Annotated in this window: 17 protein-coding genes; 2 read left to right on the forward strand and 15 right to left on the reverse strand. The window is 45.5% G+C overall.

Going from position 1 to position 20413, the window contains the following annotated elements; all coding sequences use genetic code 11:
• Positions 1-6: 6 nt before the first annotated feature.
• A complete protein-coding gene (gene carA, locus VEA_RS14770; protein ID WP_012842146.1) occupies positions 7-1146 on the reverse strand; it encodes a glutamine-hydrolyzing carbamoyl-phosphate synthase small subunit in 1140 nt (379 codons plus the stop codon).
• A gap of 245 nt (positions 1147-1391) precedes the next feature.
• Between carA and VEA_RS24330 the strand changes: the two genes are divergently transcribed.
• Positions 1392-1619, forward strand: a complete 228-nt coding sequence (locus VEA_RS24330; RefSeq protein WP_041852997.1) for a hypothetical protein — start codon at positions 1392-1394, stop codon at positions 1617-1619.
• Between the two features lie 8 nt (positions 1620-1627).
• Here VEA_RS24330 and dapB read toward each other — a convergent pair whose 3' ends face one another.
• The 3 genes from dapB to secA all read right to left on the reverse strand — a co-directional run bounded on the left by dapB (position 1628) and on the right by secA (position 5842).
• Positions 1628-2437: a 4-hydroxy-tetrahydrodipicolinate reductase gene (dapB, locus tag VEA_RS14780; protein ID WP_006742699.1), complete on the reverse strand. Its 810-nt coding sequence runs from the start codon at positions 2435-2437 to the stop codon at positions 1628-1630.
• 110 nt (positions 2438-2547) lie between these two features.
• Entirely contained in the window at positions 2548-2946 is a 399-nt protein-coding gene (gene mutT / locus VEA_RS14785) for an 8-oxo-dGTP diphosphatase MutT (protein ID WP_005396433.1), read from the reverse strand.
• Between the two features lie 166 nt (positions 2947-3112).
• The gene (gene secA, locus VEA_RS14790; protein WP_005396435.1) at positions 3113-5842 is read right to left on the reverse strand and encodes a preprotein translocase subunit SecA; all 2730 of its coding nucleotides are present in this window, start codon (positions 5840-5842) and stop codon (positions 3113-3115) included.
• A gap of 408 nt (positions 5843-6250) precedes the next feature.
• Here secA and VEA_RS14795 point away from each other — a divergent pair, with 408 nt between their 5' ends.
• Positions 6251-6709, forward strand: coding sequence for a DUF721 domain-containing protein (locus VEA_RS14795; protein ID WP_012842148.1), 459 nt, complete (start codon positions 6251-6253; stop codon positions 6707-6709).
• Positions 6710-6822: 113 nt separating this feature from the next.
• Here VEA_RS14795 and lpxC read toward each other — a convergent pair whose 3' ends face one another.
• The 11 genes from lpxC to murE all read right to left on the reverse strand — a co-directional run bounded on the left by lpxC (position 6823) and on the right by murE (position 20367).
• Positions 6823-7740: a UDP-3-O-acyl-N-acetylglucosamine deacetylase gene (lpxC, locus tag VEA_RS14800; protein WP_005381871.1), complete on the reverse strand. Its 918-nt coding sequence runs from the start codon at positions 7738-7740 to the stop codon at positions 6823-6825.
• A 101-nt stretch (positions 7741-7841) separates the two neighbouring features.
• A complete protein-coding gene (gene ftsZ / locus VEA_RS14805; protein ID WP_012842149.1) occupies positions 7842-9080 on the reverse strand; it encodes a cell division protein FtsZ in 1239 nt (412 codons plus the stop codon).
• A gap of 30 nt (positions 9081-9110) precedes the next feature.
• Positions 9111-10373 carry a cell division protein FtsA gene (gene ftsA, locus VEA_RS14810; protein ID WP_012842150.1) on the reverse strand — a complete coding sequence of 421 codons (1263 nt, stop codon included), beginning with the start codon at positions 10371-10373 and terminating at the stop codon, positions 9111-9113.
• Positions 10366-11148, reverse strand: a complete 783-nt coding sequence (locus VEA_RS14815) for a cell division protein FtsQ/DivIB (RefSeq protein ID WP_012842151.1) — start codon at positions 11146-11148, stop codon at positions 10366-10368. Before VEA_RS14815 ends, ftsA begins: the two co-directional genes overlap by 8 nt.
• A gap of 192 nt (positions 11149-11340) precedes the next feature.
• Positions 11341-12798, reverse strand: a complete 1458-nt coding sequence (murC, locus tag VEA_RS14820) for a UDP-N-acetylmuramate--L-alanine ligase (RefSeq protein ID WP_012842152.1) — start codon at positions 12796-12798, stop codon at positions 11341-11343.
• A gap of 22 nt (positions 12799-12820) precedes the next feature.
• The gene (gene murG / locus VEA_RS14825) at positions 12821-13888 is read right to left on the reverse strand and encodes an undecaprenyldiphospho-muramoylpentapeptide beta-N-acetylglucosaminyltransferase (RefSeq protein WP_012842153.1); all 1068 of its coding nucleotides are present in this window, start codon (positions 13886-13888) and stop codon (positions 12821-12823) included.
• Entirely contained in the window at positions 13875-15071 is a 1197-nt protein-coding gene (gene ftsW, locus VEA_RS14830) for a cell division protein FtsW (RefSeq protein ID WP_005396444.1), read from the reverse strand. The genes murG and ftsW overlap by 14 nt, the downstream gene beginning before the upstream one ends.
• 18 nt (positions 15072-15089) lie before the next feature.
• Positions 15090-16403 carry a UDP-N-acetylmuramoyl-L-alanine--D-glutamate ligase gene (gene murD / locus VEA_RS14835; RefSeq protein ID WP_006743234.1) on the reverse strand — a complete coding sequence of 438 codons (1314 nt, stop codon included), beginning with the start codon at positions 16401-16403 and terminating at the stop codon, positions 15090-15092.
• A gap of 39 nt (positions 16404-16442) precedes the next feature.
• On the reverse strand, positions 16443-17525 hold the full coding sequence (mraY, locus tag VEA_RS14840; protein WP_005372931.1) for a phospho-N-acetylmuramoyl-pentapeptide-transferase: 1083 nt from the start codon (positions 17523-17525) through the stop codon (positions 16443-16445).
• A complete protein-coding gene (locus VEA_RS14845) occupies positions 17525-18889 on the reverse strand; it encodes a UDP-N-acetylmuramoyl-tripeptide--D-alanyl-D-alanine ligase (protein WP_006743235.1) in 1365 nt (454 codons plus the stop codon). Before VEA_RS14845 ends, mraY begins: the two co-directional genes overlap by 1 nt.
• Positions 18886-20367 (reverse strand): UDP-N-acetylmuramoyl-L-alanyl-D-glutamate--2,6-diaminopimelate ligase, encoded by a 1482-nt coding sequence (gene murE / locus VEA_RS14850; protein WP_006743236.1) that lies wholly within the window; start codon positions 20365-20367, stop codon positions 18886-18888. Before murE ends, VEA_RS14845 begins: the two co-directional genes overlap by 4 nt.
• Between the last annotated feature and the right edge of the window lie 46 nt (positions 20368-20413).

Raw genomic sequence — 20413 nt, forward strand, 5'->3', positions numbered from 1 at the left:
TCCGAATTAAGCGCTGTGTTTTTTGATTAGTTCGATAAAGTGGTCAAATAGCGGTGCCGCGTCATGTGGACCTGGGCTCGCTTCTGGGTGACCTTGGAAGCTAAATGCTGGCTTGTCTGTGCGGTGAATACCTTGCAAAGAGCCATCAAATAACGATACGTGAGTAGCACGTAAGTTTTCCGGTAACGTTGCTTCATCTGCCGCAAAGCCGTGGTTTTGCGAAGTGATCATAACAACGTTACGCTCTAAATCTTTTACTGGGTGGTTTGCACCATGGTGACCAAACTTCATTTTCACGGTTTGTGCACCTGACGCTAACGCAAGGATTTGGTGACCTAAACAGATACCGAAGATAGGTAAGCCTTTTTCTAGGAATACTTTTGTCGCTTCAATCGCGTAAGTACATGGTTCTGGATCACCAGGGCCATTTGATAGGAAAACACCGTCCGGGTTCATCGCAAGCACTTCTTCCGCTGACGTTTCAGCAGGAACAACCGTTAAGCGGCAACCGCGGTCAACCAACATTCGTAGGATGTTGCGTTTTGCGCCGAAGTCGTAAGCAACGACGTGGTATGGCAGCTCGCTGTCATCTTTCGCCTCTGGAAGTCCACCTTCAAGCGTCCACGAACCTTGTTTCCATTGATACGCTTCTTTCGTTGTAACTTCTTTTGCAAGGTCCATTCCTTTTAAGCCTGGGAATTCTTTTGCTTTCGCTAGAGCCAAAGCTTCATCTAGGTTATTACCCGCAAAAATACAACCGTTTTGAGCACCTTTTTCACGCAAGATACGAGTGAGCTTTCGCGTATCAATATCAGCGATGCCAACGATATTTTGAGACTTAAGGTAATCAGAGAGGGATTGTTCATTACGGAAGTTAGAAGCGATAAGAGGAAGATCGCGAATCACAAGGCCTTGTGCATGAATGGAAGAGGATTCTTCATCTTCGGAAGTGGTTCCGGTATTGCCAATGTGAGGATAAGTAAGGGTGACGATTTGCTGAGAATAGGAAGGATCAGTGAGGATTTCTTGATACCCCGTCATCGAGGTATTAAAAACGACTTCACCAACGGAAATACCATCTGCCCCTATGGACACTCCGTGGAACACTGTCCCATCTTCTAGGACTAACAGTGCTAATTTACCCAAGACAACCTCCAGAATAAAAATGCAAAAAAAATAAATCAAACTGCAAACATGCCTTCCTTTACCTATAAAATCTACATAAATAGGTATTTCAGACAAATTGGCGGTATTCTAAAGTTGGACTGGAAACCTGTCAACCTACAATCAAAAATAAATTATCAATTTCTAGCGAGTAAGGTCATTTCGAATCAGTAAGGCTCAAAAAGACAACTTTTGAATGCTATTACATAGGGAGGGATAGAGGTTTAATGAATTTTACAAATTTGAACTTTTTAGGGATCACAAAAAATTATGAGTTTTTAACGCAAACGTTCGCTAAGACAAAAACAGGAACACTTTTAACGGTTACACCTAAAAACAAAACCAAAACAGACAAAAACACAACAAAAGTAAGTGCTAAAATCTTCTCTATCAGAATCATTTTATTTACAAATAATTCTATAGATATAAAAAAGCCGGCTAGCGCCGGCGAATAATTATGTATTTAGAGTTCATTCAATCCCAAAACATCTGTCATGGTATAAAAGCCCGCAGGTTTAGCACTCAACCAAACGGCAGCCTTTACGGCCCCATTAGCAAACGTCATGCGATCAGTCGCTTTGTGCGTTATTTCCACTCGTTCCCCGATATCAGCAAACATAGCTGTATGCTCACCGACGATATCGCCAGCGCGAATCGTAGCAAAGCCGATCTCATCTTTTGTTCGTTCACCAGTAATGCCTTCTCGGGCATAGACAGCTACATCATTCAGCTTATTACCCATCGCACCAGCAATAGCTTCTCCCATTCCGATAGCGGTACCAGAGGGGGCATCAACTTTATGGCGATGGTGTGCTTCAACAATCTCGATATCACAGTAATCCCCCATCACTTTGGCCGCTTTCTCAAGAAGCTTAAAGACAAGGTTTACGCCTACAGAATAATTTGGTGCCATCACAACAGGCACTTGCTTGGCTGCTTCATCAATAAGATCACGCTCTGCATCGCTGAAGCCAGTCGTCCCAATCACTATGCTCTTGCCGTATTTCTTACACAACTCGAGATTCGCTAATGTGCTTACTGGAGCGGTGAAATCGATGATTACATCAAAATTATCGACGTCTTTAGCAAGATCATCTGTTAAGAGCACATCGAATTTACCTTCACCACAAAGTTCACCGATATCGACGCCGACAAGTGAAGACTCAGGTCGTTCTGATCCCGCGCTCACTGTCGCTTCAGGATTAAGGTGTGAAGCTTTAACCAAATTACGGCCCATTCGGCCAGCTGCTCCTGCGATTGCAATACGAACCATTGCGCTTTCTCTCCTTCTCTAGATAACGAGGTTTGCTCTCGCTCTCTCGTTTTGCTTAATCTGTTTAAACTAACAACATACTATGGTTACCACAAGCAAGTTCATCGAGCTTAAGCAAACTCTTTTACAACACGCTCCAAGATAGGTACGTTCGCTTCAGGAAAGGTGTAGTCGCCCAATTCGCTGATCTCAACCCAGCATCCTTCTTGACCTTCTCGACCGTAAGGCTCATTACTGAATTGAGATACTGTAATAAAATCAAACTTGAGTGATTTGTCTGGATAGTCGTATTCCAAGTGTTCAAAAGGGGCTTGCTCAATAACTTCAATTCCCACTTCTTCTTCGAGTTCTCTTGTAATAGCAAGCTCAATACTTTCTCCCGGCTCGACTTTGCCACCCGGAAACTCCCAAAACCCGCCTTTGTGCTTATCATCAGGACGCTTTGTAATAAAGATCTTTGATTTGTCTTGGTTAAAAATAATTGCCGCGACTATGTGAATTCTTTTCATGGGGATTCCTAACTCTCAAGACCGTTGTACTTTACTATTGTGACAACGAGCTTCTACATCTCAAAAACTTTCTGACCTATCAAACTTATGGAATTTGATAGCCAAAGAATTTATTTAAAAAAAGAGTCGCCTAAGCGACTCTTTGAAAAATAATCCGACTAACAGATTAGTCGATTTTGCCGTGGCACTGTTTGTACTTCTTGCCACTGCCACAAGGGCAAGGTTCATTGCGACCGACTTTACGTTCATCACGTACCATTGGTTGATTTGAACCTTCTTCAGATTCTTCGCCTTCAGAAAGCGGATTTTGTGCTGCAGCGTGTTGCGCTTGTGCACGACGAGCGGCTTCTTCAGCTTGCGCACGACGCTGTTCTTCCATACGTTCAACTTCTTCTTGTTGCTGAACGCGAACACGAGATAGAACAGTAATAACGTCTGTTTTCAGCGCTTCTAGTAGACCCTCAAACAGTTCAAACGACTCACGTTTGTATTCTTGTTTTGGGTTCTTCTGTGCGTAACCGCGTAAATGGATACCTTGACGCAAGTGATCCATCGCAGCCAAATGCTCTTTCCAAAGCGTATCCAGAGTCTGAAGCATGACCGATTTTTCGAAGTTGCGAAGCACTTGTGCACCCACCACTTCCTCTTTCTCTTTGTACACTTCAACGGCTAGGTTGATGATCTTTTCACGTAATGCTTCTTCGTAAAGCTTGTCGTCTTCTTCAAGCCATTGCTTCACTGGCGCATCAAGATCGAAGTCCGCTTTCAAGCGCTCTTGTAGACCTTCAACATCCCACATATCTTCTAGTGACTGTGGTGGAATGTACTCATCAATAACCGCTGTTAGCACATCTTCACGGTTTTGCTCGATCATGCCGCTGATGTCTTCAACGTTCATTAACTCGTCACGCAGTTCGTAGACAACCTTACGTTGATCGTTCGCTACATCATCGTATTCAAGCAGCTGCTTACGGATATCAAAGTTCCGACCTTCCACTTTGCGCTGTGCTTTTTCAATTGAGCGAGAAAGCATTTTCGATTCAATAGCTTCACCTTCTTCCATACCACTTTGAATAAGGCTCGCCATACGATCAGAAGTGAAAATACGTAGCAAAGAGTCTTCCATAGATAGGTAGAAGCGCGATGAACCCGCATCACCTTGACGACCGGAACGACCACGTAGCTGGTTATCAATACGGCGAGATTCGTGGCGCTCAGTACCGATGATATGTAGACCACCAGCTTCTAGCACTTGGTCATGCACCACTTTCCACTCTGCTTTAATCGCATCGATTTGCTCTTGAGTTGGGTTCTCTAAAGCTTCAACTTTTGATTGCCAGCTACCGCCAAGCACAATGTCCGTACCACGACCGGCCATGTTGGTCGCGATAGTTACCGCACCAGGCATGCCCGCTTCAGCAACAATTTCCGCTTCTTTCTCATGGAATTTCGCGTTCAATACGTTGTGTTTGATCTTAGCCTTCTTCAATGCGTTAGAAAGAAGTTCTGACTTTTCAATCGACACAGTACCAACAAGCGTTGGCTGCCCTTTGGCAACACGCTCTTTAATATCTTCAATGATTGCCGCAAACTTCTCTGCTTCAGTACGGTAAACCACATCTGGCATATCGTTACGAATCATCGGCTTGTTGGTTGGGATAACCACCGTTTCCAAACCATAGATAGACTGGAATTCGAACGCTTCAGTATCCGCTGTACCTGTCATACCTGACAGTTTTTCGTATAAACGGAAGTAGTTCTGGAAGGTAATAGAAGCCAAAGTTTGGTTTTCGTTTTGGATCTTAACGCCTTCTTTCGCTTCTACTGCTTGATGAAGACCTTCAGACCAACGACGACCTGGCATTGTACGACCAGTGTGTTCATCAACGATGACCACTTCACCTTCATCAGTAACAATGTAATCAACGTTACGCTCGAATAACACATGAGCACGCAAAGCAGCATTCACGTGATGCAACATGCTGATGTTAGCCGGAGAGTAAAGTGTATCACCTTCCTCCATCAGACCGTTTTTCACCAACAGTTCTTCAACGTATTCTTGACCTGTTTCTGTTAGGTATACTTGCTTTGATTTTTCATCAACAGTGTAGTGACCATCACCACGGTATTCTTCAGAGTCTTCTTTATCTTGCTTTTTCAGATGCGGGATCAAAAGGTTGATTCGAGTGTATAGCTCAGAGCTATCTTCAGCAGGACCAGAAATGATCAAAGGAGTACGAGCTTCATCAATTAGGATTGAGTCCACCTCATCGACAACAGCAAAGAAGCGATCACGCTGTACACGGTCTTCGCTACGGAAAGCCATATTGTCACGAAGGTAGTCAAAACCAAATTCATTGTTGGTTCCGTATAGAATGTCAGCTTGGTACGCTTCTTTTTTCTCTTGAGGAGGCATGTTTGGCACGTTTACGCCAACGGTCATACCTAAAAATTCAAATAGAGGGCGGTTCGTCTCAGCATCACGTTTAGCTAGATAATCGTTCACTGTTACGATGTGAACGCCTTTACCAGCAAGAGCATTTAAGTAAGCTGGAAGCGTTGCAGTCAGCGTTTTACCTTCACCTGTACGCATCTCCGCAATTTGACCCGCATTTAGAACCATACCACCGATAAGCTGAACGTCGAAGTGACGCATGCCGTAGACACGCTTAGATGCTTCACGAACCGTAGCAAAAGCTTCAGGAAGTAGTTTATCAAGAGTTTCACCTTTCTCTAGGCGCTCACGGAACTCAACCGTCTTTGCTTTTAACTCTTCATCACTTAGAGCTTCGAATGTTGGCTCGTAGTTATTAATTTCTTTTACAATTTTTCTAAGGCGGCGCAGTGTTCGGTCGTTGCGACTGCCAATCACTTTTGTCAGTAGCTTAGTTATCATTTTTCGTGAATCTCTCTTTAATCAGACCGTTCCCGATCTACTCATAATGCCTTCAGTCTCTGCCAGTTTGGAACTAAGAATACTGAGATAAATCATTTATCAAAGATATTGAGTTCAAACATCCATATTTCAAGGCTAAGTTTCGAAACAATGTGGCTTAGTGTAAGGATTTTTCATCGATACAACCATAAATAGACGTATTTGTTTGAAGCACTCTGAAGTTTTTACTTAAAGTGGTGACTGATTAGACGATATTGCATACCACAATATGTGTAATTTATTCAAAGCTGACTTTGCTTTTTACCTTGCTACATTGTAAAACTGAAGCGAAAGACGTTAATGTAAACTATACCTTGATAGAAAGCTGCTCTAGAATAGCTGATATCTCAACAAAATTAGATTTTACCTATGCGTGATCACCGTCCAACCTCGACTGAAGATGTTATTGCTGAATCACAGTTCAAGCAGATTCAAGAACATGCTGGAGAAATCTTACAGCTTAACCAAGCTTTGCAAGAGATCTTACCCACAGGGACGGCCGATCATTGCCGGGTGGCGAATGTTCGTAACGGCCACCTATTGATCGATGTTTCTAGTGCCGCGATCAAAATGAAGATCGATTACGATCGCCTCATGATCCTAAATAAACTTCGTACTCAAGGCTTTGCCAAACTGATGAGCGTTGAAGTGAGGATCAATCCATCATTATACAGAAATCGTTTCGAACAAGACGACAGACCTAAACGTCCACCATTAACAGAATCTGCAGCAAAGTCATTGATGACGATTGCCGACATGGCACCGCCTAAAATTCAAGAGCGTTTAAAGCGATTGGCCGATATGGCAGAAAAGAAAGACCGTAAGTAACCGTTATTTCAATATGCTGAAAGCTCGAATGCTATTAATAAGCCCAAGATTAAAGCTAAATAGCAAAAAACCAGGCATAAGCCTGGTTTTTTATTAATTTTAATGCCGAGTATTTACGCAAGCACCATATTTGGTTCAGCGAATGCTACTGGTGAGCCGACTTCTTCTTCGAATGTAGTCCACTCCCACGCTTCCTGATCAGCAAGAACAGCTCGCAGAAGTTGGTTGTTCAAACCGTGACCCGATTTAAATGCGCGAAATTCACCGATGATTGGGTGACCACACATGTAAAGATCACCAATCGCATCCAACACTTTGTGAGTCACAAACTCATTTTCAAAGCGTAGACCTTCTTCGTTAAGAATACGGTAATCATCCAATACGATAGCATTGTCGAAACTACCACCCAATACTAGGTTTTGAGATTGTAGATATTCGATATCACGCATAAAGCCAAACGTACGTGCACGAGAAATTTCACGAACGAAGCCTTTTGAAGAGAAATCAAACAGCAATCGCTGTTCGTCTGACTCAATAGCAGGGTGATTAAATTCAATTTCGAAGTCCATGCGGAAGCCGTTAAATGGTACAAACTCTGCCCATTTATCGCCATCTTCAAAACGAACTGGCTTTTTAATACGGATGAAACGTTTTGGCGCATTTTGCGTTTCGATACCTGCTTGTTGTAGCAAGTATACAAATGGGCTAGCACTACCATCCATAATTGGAATTTCAGGTGCGTCTACTTCGACAACAATGTTGTCGATGCCCATACCAGCAAGTGCCGCATTCAAGTGCTCTACAGTTGAAATACGCACACCTTCGTCGTTTACCAAAGCAGTACATAGCATGGTGTCACGAACAGAAGCTGGATCAGCTGGAAAATCTACAGGTGGGTTTACATCTGTACGACGGTAAATGATACCTGTATTTGCAGCAGCCGGGCGCAGAGTAAGCGTGACTTTACGACCAGAGTGGAGGCCCACACCAGTTGTTTTCACTATTTCTTTCAGAGTACGTTGTCTGATCATCTGCTTGCCTCTCAAAAATTTGCTACAAAACACGGCCGTCTGTAACGTCGACCGTGAATGCTACCATAATTTTGAGCCATGTCAAATTTATGGATTAAAGATTAATCAGCCTGACGACGCAAAAATGCCGGGATATCTAAATAACCACTTTCCTTCTCTTGCTTCGGAGCCGCAGAGCTTTGGCTCGACGATGCTGGAGAAGAAGAAACTGTATTTGTAGGCTGAGGAGTTACCTGTGGCTTCTCTTGCACTTGATTATTTTGCAAGGTTTGTGCCGGTTTCTCTTCAGCTTGCGTTGCCGCCGCTTGCTGTTGTGGTTGAGCCTGCGGCGTCGGAGCCACTTTCGCTTTACCACCCGCAACTAGCGTGATATCTGGTTTTTTCTCATTGCCAATACCTGTCGCTACAACTGTTACGCGGATTTCGTCCGTCATATCTGGGTCTAGAGAAGTACCGATAACAACAGTTGCATTGTCAGAAGCAAATGCTTTCACTGTATTACCAACCGTCTCAAACTCGTCAAGACGCATATCCAGACCTGCAGTAATATTGACAAGAACACCACGAGCGCCCGCTAGATCGATGTCTTCCAGAAGTGGGCTAGAAATTGCCATTTCAGCCGCTTCTTCAGCACGATCTTCGCCTTTAGCAATACCGCTGCCCATCATCGCGTGACCCATTTCAGACATTACTGTTCTTACGTCCGCAAAGTCGACGTTGATCATGCCAGGGCGAGTAATTAGCTCTGCAATGCCTTGAACTGCGTTCTTAAGAACGTCGTTCGCACTTGCAAAAGCTTCTAGTAGCGTGACACCACGGCCAAGTACTTTAAGCAGCTTTTCGTTTGGAATCGTAATCAAAGAGTCAACGTGCTTAGACAGCTCATCGATACCTTGCTCAGCGAACGCCAAACGCTTTTTGCCTTCAAAGCTGAACGGTTTTGTCACTACCGCGACAGTTAGAATGCCAAGCTCTTTAGCTACTTCAGCAATAACAGGTGCTGCACCAGTACCTGTACCGCCACCCATACCAGCTGCGATAAACACCATATCGGCGCCAGTTAGGGAATCTTTAATTCTATCTCTGTCTTCGAGAGCTGCGTCACGGCCAACCTGTGGATTAGCACCTGCACCCAGACCTTTGGTGATATCGCCACCGATCTGAATAACATTGCCAACGCTTGTCTTACGAAGTGCTTGCGCATCAGTGTTGACGCTGATGAATTCCACACCTTCGATGGATTCACGCACCATGTGTTCAACGGCGTTACCACCGCCGCCACCAACCCCAACGACCTTGATTACTGCATCGTCAGACATTTCCATCATCGGTTCAAACATGTGTTGTCTCCGTTTATCCTGCAACTCAGGTTAAAACTCTTTTTGTATCCAGTTACGCAATTTATCGAAAAAGCCAGTAACAGATGAGCGTTTAGGTTCATTATAATCGCTATCGTCGCTAGACTGCATGTCTCTTGCGTAATGAAGTAATCCAACTGCCGTAGAATGGTACGGCTCTTTTACATAGTCAGTTAATCCGCTGACTTCGAGCGGTTTGCCGACCCTTACTTGATTGCGGAATACGCGTTCCGCACATTCTATCACTCCGTCCATTTGCGCAGCACCGCCGGTGAGTACAACTCCCGCAGCTAGATGGTGCTTTATACCCTCTTCGCGCAATTTCGCTTGTACAGAGTCAATAGTTTGGTTAACCAGTCCCATAAGCTCAGAGTAGCGTGGCTCAATCACTTCTGACAACGTTTGACGTTGCAGACTACGTGATGGTCGCCCACCTACGCTTGGTACATTAACCGTGTCATCCTTACTGACCAGTTCACTCAAAGCACAGCCATATTTGACTTTTATTTCTTCAGCATCGCTCACTGGCGTACCAAAAGCAAAAGCAATATCGCTGGTTACAGCATTTCCTGCGTACGAAAATACTTCTGTGTGACGTAACGCACCGCCAGTCCAGATGGCCACATCCATCGTGCCGGCGCCAATATCCACCACACAAACTCCAAGCTCTCTTTCATCCTCGGTGATTACTGCATTACTTGCAGCAAGCCCAGAAAATACGAGTTGCTCTACTTTAAGGCCGCATCGTTCTACCGCCTTAATAATATTGCGTGCCATGTCATTATGGCATGAGATAAGGTGGACACTTACTTCCATTCTTACCCCAGATAAACCAAGCGGATTTTTGATTCCCTCTTGGTAATCAATGGTGAACTCTTGCGGAATCACATGAAGGATTCGCTGTTCATCACCGATTTTAATCGATTTTGCGGTATGGATAGCGCGATCCATGTCTTCTTGAGACACTTCTTCATCTGAAATCGTGCCCATACCTTTTTCAATTCGGCTTGCGATATGCTTACCAGACAACGAAATGAAGACTCGGCTGATTTGGCACTCGGCCATCAATTCAGCTTGATCAATTGCACGTTGTACTGATTTTACAACCGACTCCAAGTCATTCACGCCACCTTTATCCATGCCACGTGAAGGGCTACTACCTGCGCCAATAATATTAATTTGACCGTCTGGTAGAACCTCACCCACTAGAGCCGATACGGTTGCAGTGCCTATATCAAGACCAACAATAATGTTGTCATCAGCGGCCTTAGTCATCTGTACTCTCTTCTAACTCTTGTTCAGGAAACCAACCAACTGCGGCTCCTGTATCGTACCTAAGATCGATATAACTGATTCTTTGCGTGTCACTGCCAAGCTTGTTATAGAGCTTAAAAAATCGCTCTATACGCTCAAGAAGAGACTCTTTACCGAGCTCTAATCGAATACCGTTATCAAGGATGATTTGCCAAGCTCGTCGCTCGTTTAATACCAGAGACGATATCGCTAAACCCAATTGCTGAAACTTAGGACTCAAATCACGGTAAGTCTGTAAGACTTCTGGTCCGCTGTCTTTGGGTCCGTACAGTTTCACTTTTTCTTCTTGTAACAGAGCCACATCGCCATCAAAAACAAACCCGTTTTTATCTAACAGTTCGTTGCCATTCCAAATGGCTTCAGGTTGATGCTCTGTCAAAAAAACTTTTACTGTATCCGGCCACTGCTTTCGGATTGCGGCATGTGCCACCCATGGCAGAGCTTCGACACTTTGCTGTAATACATCAATATCCTGAGACATAAATGTACCGATGTGATCTATTCGACTAAATGCAGCCTGCACATCGTCAGCTTGGACATACTCCAGTTTTCCCTGAAGTACTATTTTGGAGAGAGGTAACCTTTGGTCATCCCACATCCAACTGATCGCCGAGTACAAAACAGAACTAATTAAGGTCACAACCACAACGAAAAATAACGCACCCAAGATTTTCTCTTGGCGACCACGGTTATTATCCGTGTTTGGTCGCTCGTCATTCAGTGCAATATTCAACAACGTCTTCGTTTCCTGACTTTTGTCGTGTACTTTTTACCCACATAATTACGCAGAGGTAAAAGTCTTGACTTTAACCTTGGGATTATACTGAGCTCTTGTAAACTATCAAACACTGATAGCAATAAATCACAATGATATTGACGCAAAATCGAGATCTGAGTCTTTATCTGTCCTTCGCGCCAACAATCTGTGTTAACCAAGCATCTTGTTTATATTTAATTCAAGACCTGCCAGTTGTTTCGCCACTTTACCAACATCACCCGCGCCTTGCGTTAAGATTAGGTCGCCGTCTTGTATAACGTTAGCTAAAACTGAAGGTAATTGCTCGATTTCTGGAACAAAAATCGGATCTACCTTACCTCGGCTGCGAATTGTGCGACACAATGAACGTCCATCAGCTCCTGCAATTGGCTTTTCACCTGCGGCATATACATCCAACATGATTAATACATCAACTTGCTCTAGCACATTCGCAAAGTCATCGTACAGATCACGAGTACGGCTATAACGGTGTGGTTGGAAAATCATAACGAGACGTTTATCTTGCCAACCGCTTCGCGCAGCATTAATGGTCACATCAACTTCTGTTGGGTGGTGTCCGTAATCATCCACTAACATGGCATGACCATTACCAGTATCAAACTCGCCAAGGTGATCAAAACGTCGTCCCGTGCCTTGCGTACCGGCCATTGCTTTTAGAATTGCATCGTCTTCAATGTCATCTTCAGTAGCCACTGCAATCGCAGCCGACGCATTAAGTGCATTGTGACGACCTGGAATGTTCAGAGTGATATCTAGGTTGGCACGCCCTTTACGTACTACCGTAAATTTGCCTTGCTGACCTTCTTGACGATAGTTTTCAATGCGTACGTCAGCATCTTCGGAGAAACCGTAAGTAATCACTTGACGACTAATACGTGGGATTAACTCTCGAACCACAGGATCATCAATACAAACAATAGCTTGGCCGTAGAACGGTAGATTGTGTAGAAAATCAATGAAGGTTTGCTTTAACGTTTCAAAGTCACCACCATAAGTATCCATATGATCGGCTTCAATATTGGTGACGATACTTACCATTGGTTGCAGGTGCAGGAATGACGCGTCGCTCTCATCCGCCTCAGCAATTAGAATACGACTCGAGCCTAAACGAGCATTTGTACCTGCGCTTTTCACCAAGCCGCCGTTTACAAACGTTGGATCAAGACCTGCTTCAGAATAAATTTGTGTCACGAGTGCCGTCGTCGTCGTTTTACCGTGCGTGCCCGCAACGGCAATACCATGACGGAAGCGCATCAACTCAGCGAGCATCTCAGCACGACGTACAATAGGGATACGTAACTCCCGTGCAGCTATCACTTCTGGGTTTTCTTCGTTGATAGCGGTTGAAACCACAACCACACTGGCTTTTTCAACATTGCTAGCTTGGTGCCCGATAAATACCGTCGCACCTTTTGATACTAAACGCTCTGTCACAGGGTTTTCTGATAGGTCAGAACCCGTGATTTGATAGCCTTCATTCAACAGCACTTCTGCAATGCCGCTCATGCCCGCACCACCAATACCGATGAAGTGGATGGATTTCACGCGGCGCATCTCTGGCACCATGGCGCGAATCTGAGCTAAGTCTTGTGTATGTTGGATTGTCATCAATTCTATTCTCAATAATTCGTTAACGCTTTTCGGTCAAAGCGACAATGGCTTGTGCGACAACTCGGTCGGCATTCAATTTAGCAGCGCCACGCGCTTGCTCAGCCATCGTAAGTAAAGCTTGGCGATCCAATTGTTGGATCTGCTGAGTCAAAGACTCAACGGTTAAATCTGGTTGTTCAATCATTTTCGCTGCGCCGCATTCTACTAGATGATCGGCATTCAGTGCTTGTTGGCGATCTTTATGCATAAAAGGAACAAAGATAGCCCCTACGCCTGCCGCTGATACTTCAGAAACGGTTAACGCCCCTGAACGACAAACTAAAAGATCAGCCCATGCATAAGCCTCTGCTACGTCGTCAATGAACTCTGTGACTTCTGCATTTACCACACCATTAGCTTGGTATGCGGCGTTCACTTCTTCGGCGGAACCTTTGCCAGCTTGATGACGAATACAGTAATCACCGCCCAGCTTTGCCATCACTTCTGGCACAGTTTGGTTAAGAATGCGTGCACCTTGGCTACCGCCCATCACCAAAATACGAATTGGGCCTTGGCGATCTTGCATTCGCTCTGCAGGTGCTTCTAATCTTGTTAGGTCTTCACGCACAGGGTTACCAACTACCTCAGCAGCAGGGAACGCGCCAGGAAAGGCCTGAAAGACTTTCTTAGCAATTTTTGATAGCCATTGGTTTGTCAAACCCGCAACCGCGTTTTGTTCGTGCAGAACAACAGGAATACCGCTCAACCAAGCCGCAATACCACCGGGACCACTCACATAACCACCCATACCTAACACGGCATCGGGCTTCCAATGCTTCATGTGCGCCCGAGCTTGCATGATGGCATTAATAATTTGAAATGGAGCTGCAAGCAGACGCTTTACGCCTTGACCTCGTAACCCTTTCACTTTGATAAAATCGATTTCAATGCCATGTTTTGGCACCAAATCCGCTTCCATTCGATCCGCCGTGCCTAACCAACGGATCTCCCAGCCTTGCTCTTGCAGCTGTTTTGCTACAGCTAACCCTGGGAATACGTGACCGCCAGTACCACCAGCCATCACCATCAAACGTTTATTTTGTTTCATTAGTTTGTTGTTCTGATTGTTGTTGCTCGCGTTTCAAGCGGCATTCGTAATCGATACGCAGCAATATGGACACTGCGACGGACATAATAATCAGACTGGAACCACCATAACTGATTAGCGGAAGTGTTAAACCTTTGGTTGGTACGATACCAGCTGCAGCACCAACGTTCACCAAGGTCTGGAACGCAAACCAAATACCGATACCGAAAGCCAGATAACCGCCGAACATTTCGCCTTCTTCAAATGCACGCTTGCCGATGTAAACCGCTTTTAGCACTAAGCTAAAAATCAACATTAAGACCAACACAACGCCAACAAAACCGAGCTCTTCAGCAAGTACGGCAAACACAAAGTCGGTATGCGCTTCCGGTAGATATTCCAGTTTTTGAATTGAATTACCGAGACCTTGACCGAACCATTCACCACGACCAAACGCCATCAAAGACTGAGTCAACTGATAGCCACTGCCAAATGGGTCTTCCCACGGGTCAAGGAAGGAGGTTACTCGTCGCATACGGTATGGTTCGACTAAAATCAAACCTACCACAGCGCCGATACCTGCCACCATCAACGCGAGAAACTGAGTCAGTTTTGCGCCTGCGATAAACAGCATGCCAAACAGTGTTACTAGCATCACGACGACCGTACCCAAGTCTGGCTGACCAAGCAGTAATACTGCGAAGAAAGCAAACACCATGATTGGCTTCATAAAGCCACCAAAGAAGGTTTGTCGTACTTCGTCTTGTTTTCGAACTAAGTAACCAGACATGAAGATAAACAGCGATAGCTTCGCGACCTCTGCTGGCTGAAGGTTAAACAGCCCAAGAGGTATCCAACGAGACGCACCATTGACCGACTTACCCGCCAAGAGCACGATGATCAGCAGTGCGAAAGAAGCCCAAAGTAAGTAATGGCTCTTCTTAAACCACTCTTGCAAAGGCACTTGCAAAATAACAGCGGAGGTTCCTAACGCCAGCACGAGAAACGTCGCATGACGAAACATAAAGTGGAACGGCTGTTCCGTTAATCGAGAGCTGATTGGAAATGATGCAGAGGTTACCATGACCAAACCAGTCAACATCAAACCCAGTGCAATCCACACTAACTGACGATCAAACATCGCCTCTGGGGCTGGATGCTTGAGCCAATTACCAATACTGCGTTTAACGTTACCTAAACCCACGAAGTGTGTAACCTTTAATTATGCATATTTCTGAGCAAGAGCAGCGAAAGCATCACCTCTTGCCATAAAGTTGTCGAATTGATCAAAGCTAGCACATGCAGGAGACAGCATCACCATATCACCTGGTTTTAACTGCGAAGATACTTGTTGAATCACATCTTCCATGGTGTCGAAACGTATTGCAGATTCATGCAGTGGCATAAAGTCATCGCCATCAGCGCCAAAGCAGCACAGTTGCAAGTTAAGCGTCGCGAAGATCGGTTTTAATGGCGAGAAGTCAGCACCTTTGCCAACACCACCAACGAGTAAGTAGAGCTTACCTGTCGACTCCAAACCAGATAGCGCAGCCATAGTGCTCGCAATATTAGTTGCTTTAGAATCATTCACCCATTTTACGCCTTGATTATCCGCAACCACCTGGCATCGGTGTGTCAGTCCCGTGTAATTTTTAAGTGCATTCAATGCGTTGTGATAATCAACGCCCGCAGCCTTTAAGAGCGCTAAAACGACCAATGCATTGGATAAGTTGTGTTTACCAACCAACTTAAGCTCATCACTTGCGACGACTCGTTGACCGTGATCGAGCAGCCAAGTACGGTTGCCATCCACCTCGAGACCAAAGTCCTGATTGTCGCTGCCAAATGTCACCAATGGCATCTCTGCATCTGGGAAGGTTTCTTGATCATCACGGTTCACTACCGCAAGAGCAGCGTGGTCAAAAATACGCAACTTAGCTTGTCGATAGTCAGACATGCCTTGATAACGGTCCATATGATCTTCAGAAAGATTCAGAAACGCAGCGGCTTTGAGCTTTAAGCTTGACGTCGTTTCTAACTGGAAGCTCGAAAGTTCAAGCACATACAGGTCTGCGTCTTGTTCTAACAAATCCAGTGCAGGAACACCAATGTTACCACCAACGCCCACATCCAAACCTGCAGCCTTAACCATCACACCTGTGAGGTCGGTGACTGTGCTCTTACCGTTTGAGCCCGTAATCGCAATCACTGGTTTCTGCACCGCCCAGGCGAATAACTCAATATCACCAACTACTGTCGTGCCTTTTGCTAATACGGCTTGGATCTCTGGTGTCGCTAGCGCAATACCAGGGTTGGTCACGATAAGATCAGCGTCAGAAAGCCAGTCTGTATTCCAACCACCACTATGCAGTTGAACATCTTCCGGCAAACGCTCTGCACCCGGAGGGTTTACGCGAGTATCAATGACTTTGACCACAAGCTGTGGCTGATTTTTTCTTAGGTGTTTAACGACAGAGAGCCCGGTAATACCGAGCCCTACGACGACAACACTATGTATGTTTTGCCAACGTTCCATATTTGATCACACTGTAAATCTTGTTCTTGGAAAGTGCGATTAACGCACTTTCAATGTCGCAAGACCAATCAGAACAAGAACCATAGAAATAATCCAGAAACGCACGATTACGCGAGGTTCTGGCCAACCTTTCAATTCGTAGTGGTGGTGAATAGGTGCCATACGGAAGATCCGCTGACCACGCAGTTTGTATGAACCCACCTGTAGAATTACCGACAGCGTTTCCATCACAAACACACCGCCCATGATCACCAACACCAACTCTTGACGAACGAGAACAGCAATAGTGCCTAACGCGCCGCCAAGCGCTAGTGAGCCGACATCACCCATGAACACTTGTGCTGGGTACGTGTTAAACCACAAGAAACCAAGGCCTGCACCGACGATTGCTGTACATACGACAACCAACTCAGAAGCATGTGGTAGGTATGGAATATGAAGGTATTCAGAGAAGTTAACGTTACCCGTCGCCCATGCAATAACCGCGAAGCCTGCAGCAACAAGAACCGTTGGCATGATTGCCAAACCGTCTAGACCATCGGTCAGGTTAACCGCGTTACTCGTACCGACAATCACAAAGTAAGTCAGGATAATGTACATCAAACCAAGTTGCGGCATGATGTCTTTAAAGAATGGCACCACGAGCTGAGTGGCTGCAGTGTCTTTACCGTAAGCGTACAATGCAAAAGCCACGACAAACGCGATCAACGATTGCCAGAAGTACTTCCAACGCGCGATCAAACCATCGGTATTTTTGCGCACCACTTTACGATAATCATCAACAAATCCGACTGCACCGTAGCCAAGCAAGACCGTCAATACCGCCCATACATATGGGTTGGATAAGTCAGTCCAAAGCAAGATTGTGATTGAGATGGCCGCTAAGATCATGATACCGCCCATAGTTGGAGTACCACGCTTACTAAAGTGAGATTCAGGACCTTCGTTACGTACTACCTGACCAATTTGCAGCATTTGCAAACGCTTGATCATGATTGGTCCCATCCATAATGACAGACCCAGAGCGGTTAATACGCTTAGAATTGCTCGAAAAGACAAGTATTCAAACAATCGGAAAAAAGACAGGTATGGCTGTAGCAGCTCGGCAAGCCAAATAATCATTAATAATACTCCTTCAAAGCAGCAGCGACTTCAAACATACGTGCACCGTTCGCTCCTTTCACCAAAATCGTATGGTTTTCAGGAACGGCTTGGTCTAGATGCTGCTTGATGTATTCAATCATCTCTTGGTGCGTCTCAAAATGAATGCCTTGGCAAAGCTCACTGATCACCTTGGCGTCTGCACCATATGTGAGAACATGTTCAAATTTTTGTGGGGCAGCATATTCCCCGACTTGACGATGAAGTGCAAGACTTTCCTCGCCCAATTCCGCCATATTACCTAAAATCAGCCAGCGCTGACCTGGGAAAGCAGCCAATAAGTCAACCGCCGCTTTCATGGCTGGCACGCTTGCGTTGTAGCTGTCATCAATCAATTTGATTTTTTCGCTCAGCGCTTCAACCTCGACGCGACCTTTCACTTTGTTTAAATGTTTAAGGCCAGCGCGAACCTCTTCTAATGTGGCGCCCATTTGTAACGCAATAATAGAAGCTGCGATTGCATTCGCCACGTTGTGTTGACCTATAATACCCAGAGACAGTTCAATTTCTTGTGAGCTTGCTGCGATATGTAGGTTAAAGCTGGCCTCTCCCGCGGCATTCATCACGATATTTGATGCATAGTAATCAGCCGCAGAATTACTTTGTGAGAAGGTGATAACTTCCTTATCCGCCAGCACGCTTTCCCACTTTGTTTCGCCACTGCTGTCTAAATTGACAATCGCAATACTACCTGCAGCAAGACCTTGGTAAATTTCACCTTTGGCTTGTTTCACGCCATCAATAGAACCAAAGCCTTCAAGGTGCGCAGCGGCTACATTATTCACTAACGCGATATCTGGTTTTACTAACTGCGTTGTGTAAGCAATTTCACCGATATGATTAGCACCAAGCTCAATCACGGCATAGTCGTCATCCTGCTGTGAGCGCAATAACGTCAACGGAACACCAATATCATTATTGAAGTTACCTGCAGTAAACAGCACTTTGCCTTTCAATTGCAGAATGCTCGCGACCATTTCTTTGACGGTCGTTTTACCACAACTGCCTGTGATGGCAACGGTAGGTGTTTGGCAAGTTTGATGCACCCAAGAGGCTAACTCACCCAGTGCCATTTTGGTGTCCGACACCACGACTTGTGGCACATTCACATCTAGATGTTTTTGTACGAGTAAAGCACCTGCGCCTGCATCCACCGCTTGTTGGCAAAAGTTATGCGCATCAAAGCGCTCACCCACCAGCGCAACAAATAAAGCACCGTTGTCAATCGCTCGTGTATCAGTAGAAACCGCGTCGATAAGTAGATCATCGCCGAATAGCTCACCGCGAGTGATGTTGGCAATTTGAGATAACGTTACTTTGATCATAAGGACAATCCTAAAAGCTGCATAGCAGACTCACGGTCGGAGTAATGAATCGTTTCGCCATTCCGAATTTGATAATCTTCGTGGCCCTTACCCGCTAACAAGATGATGTCTTTTGGCGAAGCATTCTCAACCGCATAAGACAGTGCTTTGAAACGATCATGCTGCACAATCGCTTCGGCAGGTTTTGACAGCCCGGATAACATGTCTTTTACAATTTGAACCGGATCTTCACTGCGTGGGTTATCGTCAGTCAACACCACTCTGTCGCCTAGACGCTCTGCAATTTCCGCCATCATTGGGCGCTTACCTGCATCGCGATCGCCTCCGCAACCAAAAATAGCCCACAGCTGCCCCTCACAGTGAACTCGTAAAGCTTGCAGCGCTTTTTCTAGTGCATCAGGAGTATGGGCATAATCGACCACGACTTTGGCACGGTCCTCTGTCTGGAATAACTCCATTCGGCCGAGTACAGGTTGTAACTGACCTGCGGTTTCGAGTAACGCTTGTTTATCCTTACCCAAGCTTAATAAGGTCGCAAAAGCGAGCATTAAGTTGGTTGCGTTAAACTCACCAATCAGTGGCGCGTGCAATTGACCTGAGCCAAATTTACCATCGAATTGGATAGTAATCCCCGACTCCGCGTAACGGACATCTGTCGCCCAAATTGCGCTTTCAAACTCAGTGTTCGGTTTGAGTGACACCGCAATCGCATTGCTTAACTGCGTCGCCCATGCATGACCGACCTCATCATCGACATTGATAATGGCACGTTCACATTGATGTTGCGTAAACAACTCCAGCTTTGCATTGGCGTACTCTTCCATCGTGCCATGATAATCTAGGTGATCACGACTTAGATTAGTAAACACACCCGCCGCAAACGACAACGCCTTGACACGGCCTTGCGTTAAGCCATGAGAAGAGACTTCTAGCGCGGTGTATGTGGCGTGTTGATTTGCGAGAGAGGAGAGCGTTTTCTGAATTTCTACAGCATTCCCTGTTGTATTCGCGGCTTGCTGTAAATTGTCGAGAAAACCATTTCCCGTCGTGCCCATCACTGCCGCTTTGTGGCCAAGTAGCTCTAGCCATTGTGCAATTAGCTGAGTAATGGTGGTTTTGCCGTTGGTGCCGGTGACACCAATCAAATCCATATCTGGGTAAGCATAGAGCTTTCCAGCGATTGCAGATAAACGTTGATCCAACGTATCGAGGTAAATAACGGGAACGTCATCGATGATTTCCACCGTGCCGTGTGCTTTTACCTCACAGGCTTGCGCTAGAACCGCATTGGCGCCTTGCTCAATGGCAGAAGCAATGAAATTACGCCCATCCACAACATGGCCAATCACCGCAACAAACGTGGTTCCAGGCTGAACTCTTCGGCTGTCGAGCTCCAATTCAGAAACAAGAACGGACGATAAGCTGGGGCAATCCACCCAAGGGGAAAGCAGCACGTCCATACTGATGGCTTTAGTCATATTTGTTCTCCGAGCTTTGGCTCAGGTTTTCTTAATTTTGTTTGCT

Source organism: Vibrio antiquarius, assembly GCF_000024825.1.
Classification (GTDB): domain Bacteria; phylum Pseudomonadota; class Gammaproteobacteria; order Enterobacterales; family Vibrionaceae; genus Vibrio; species Vibrio diabolicus.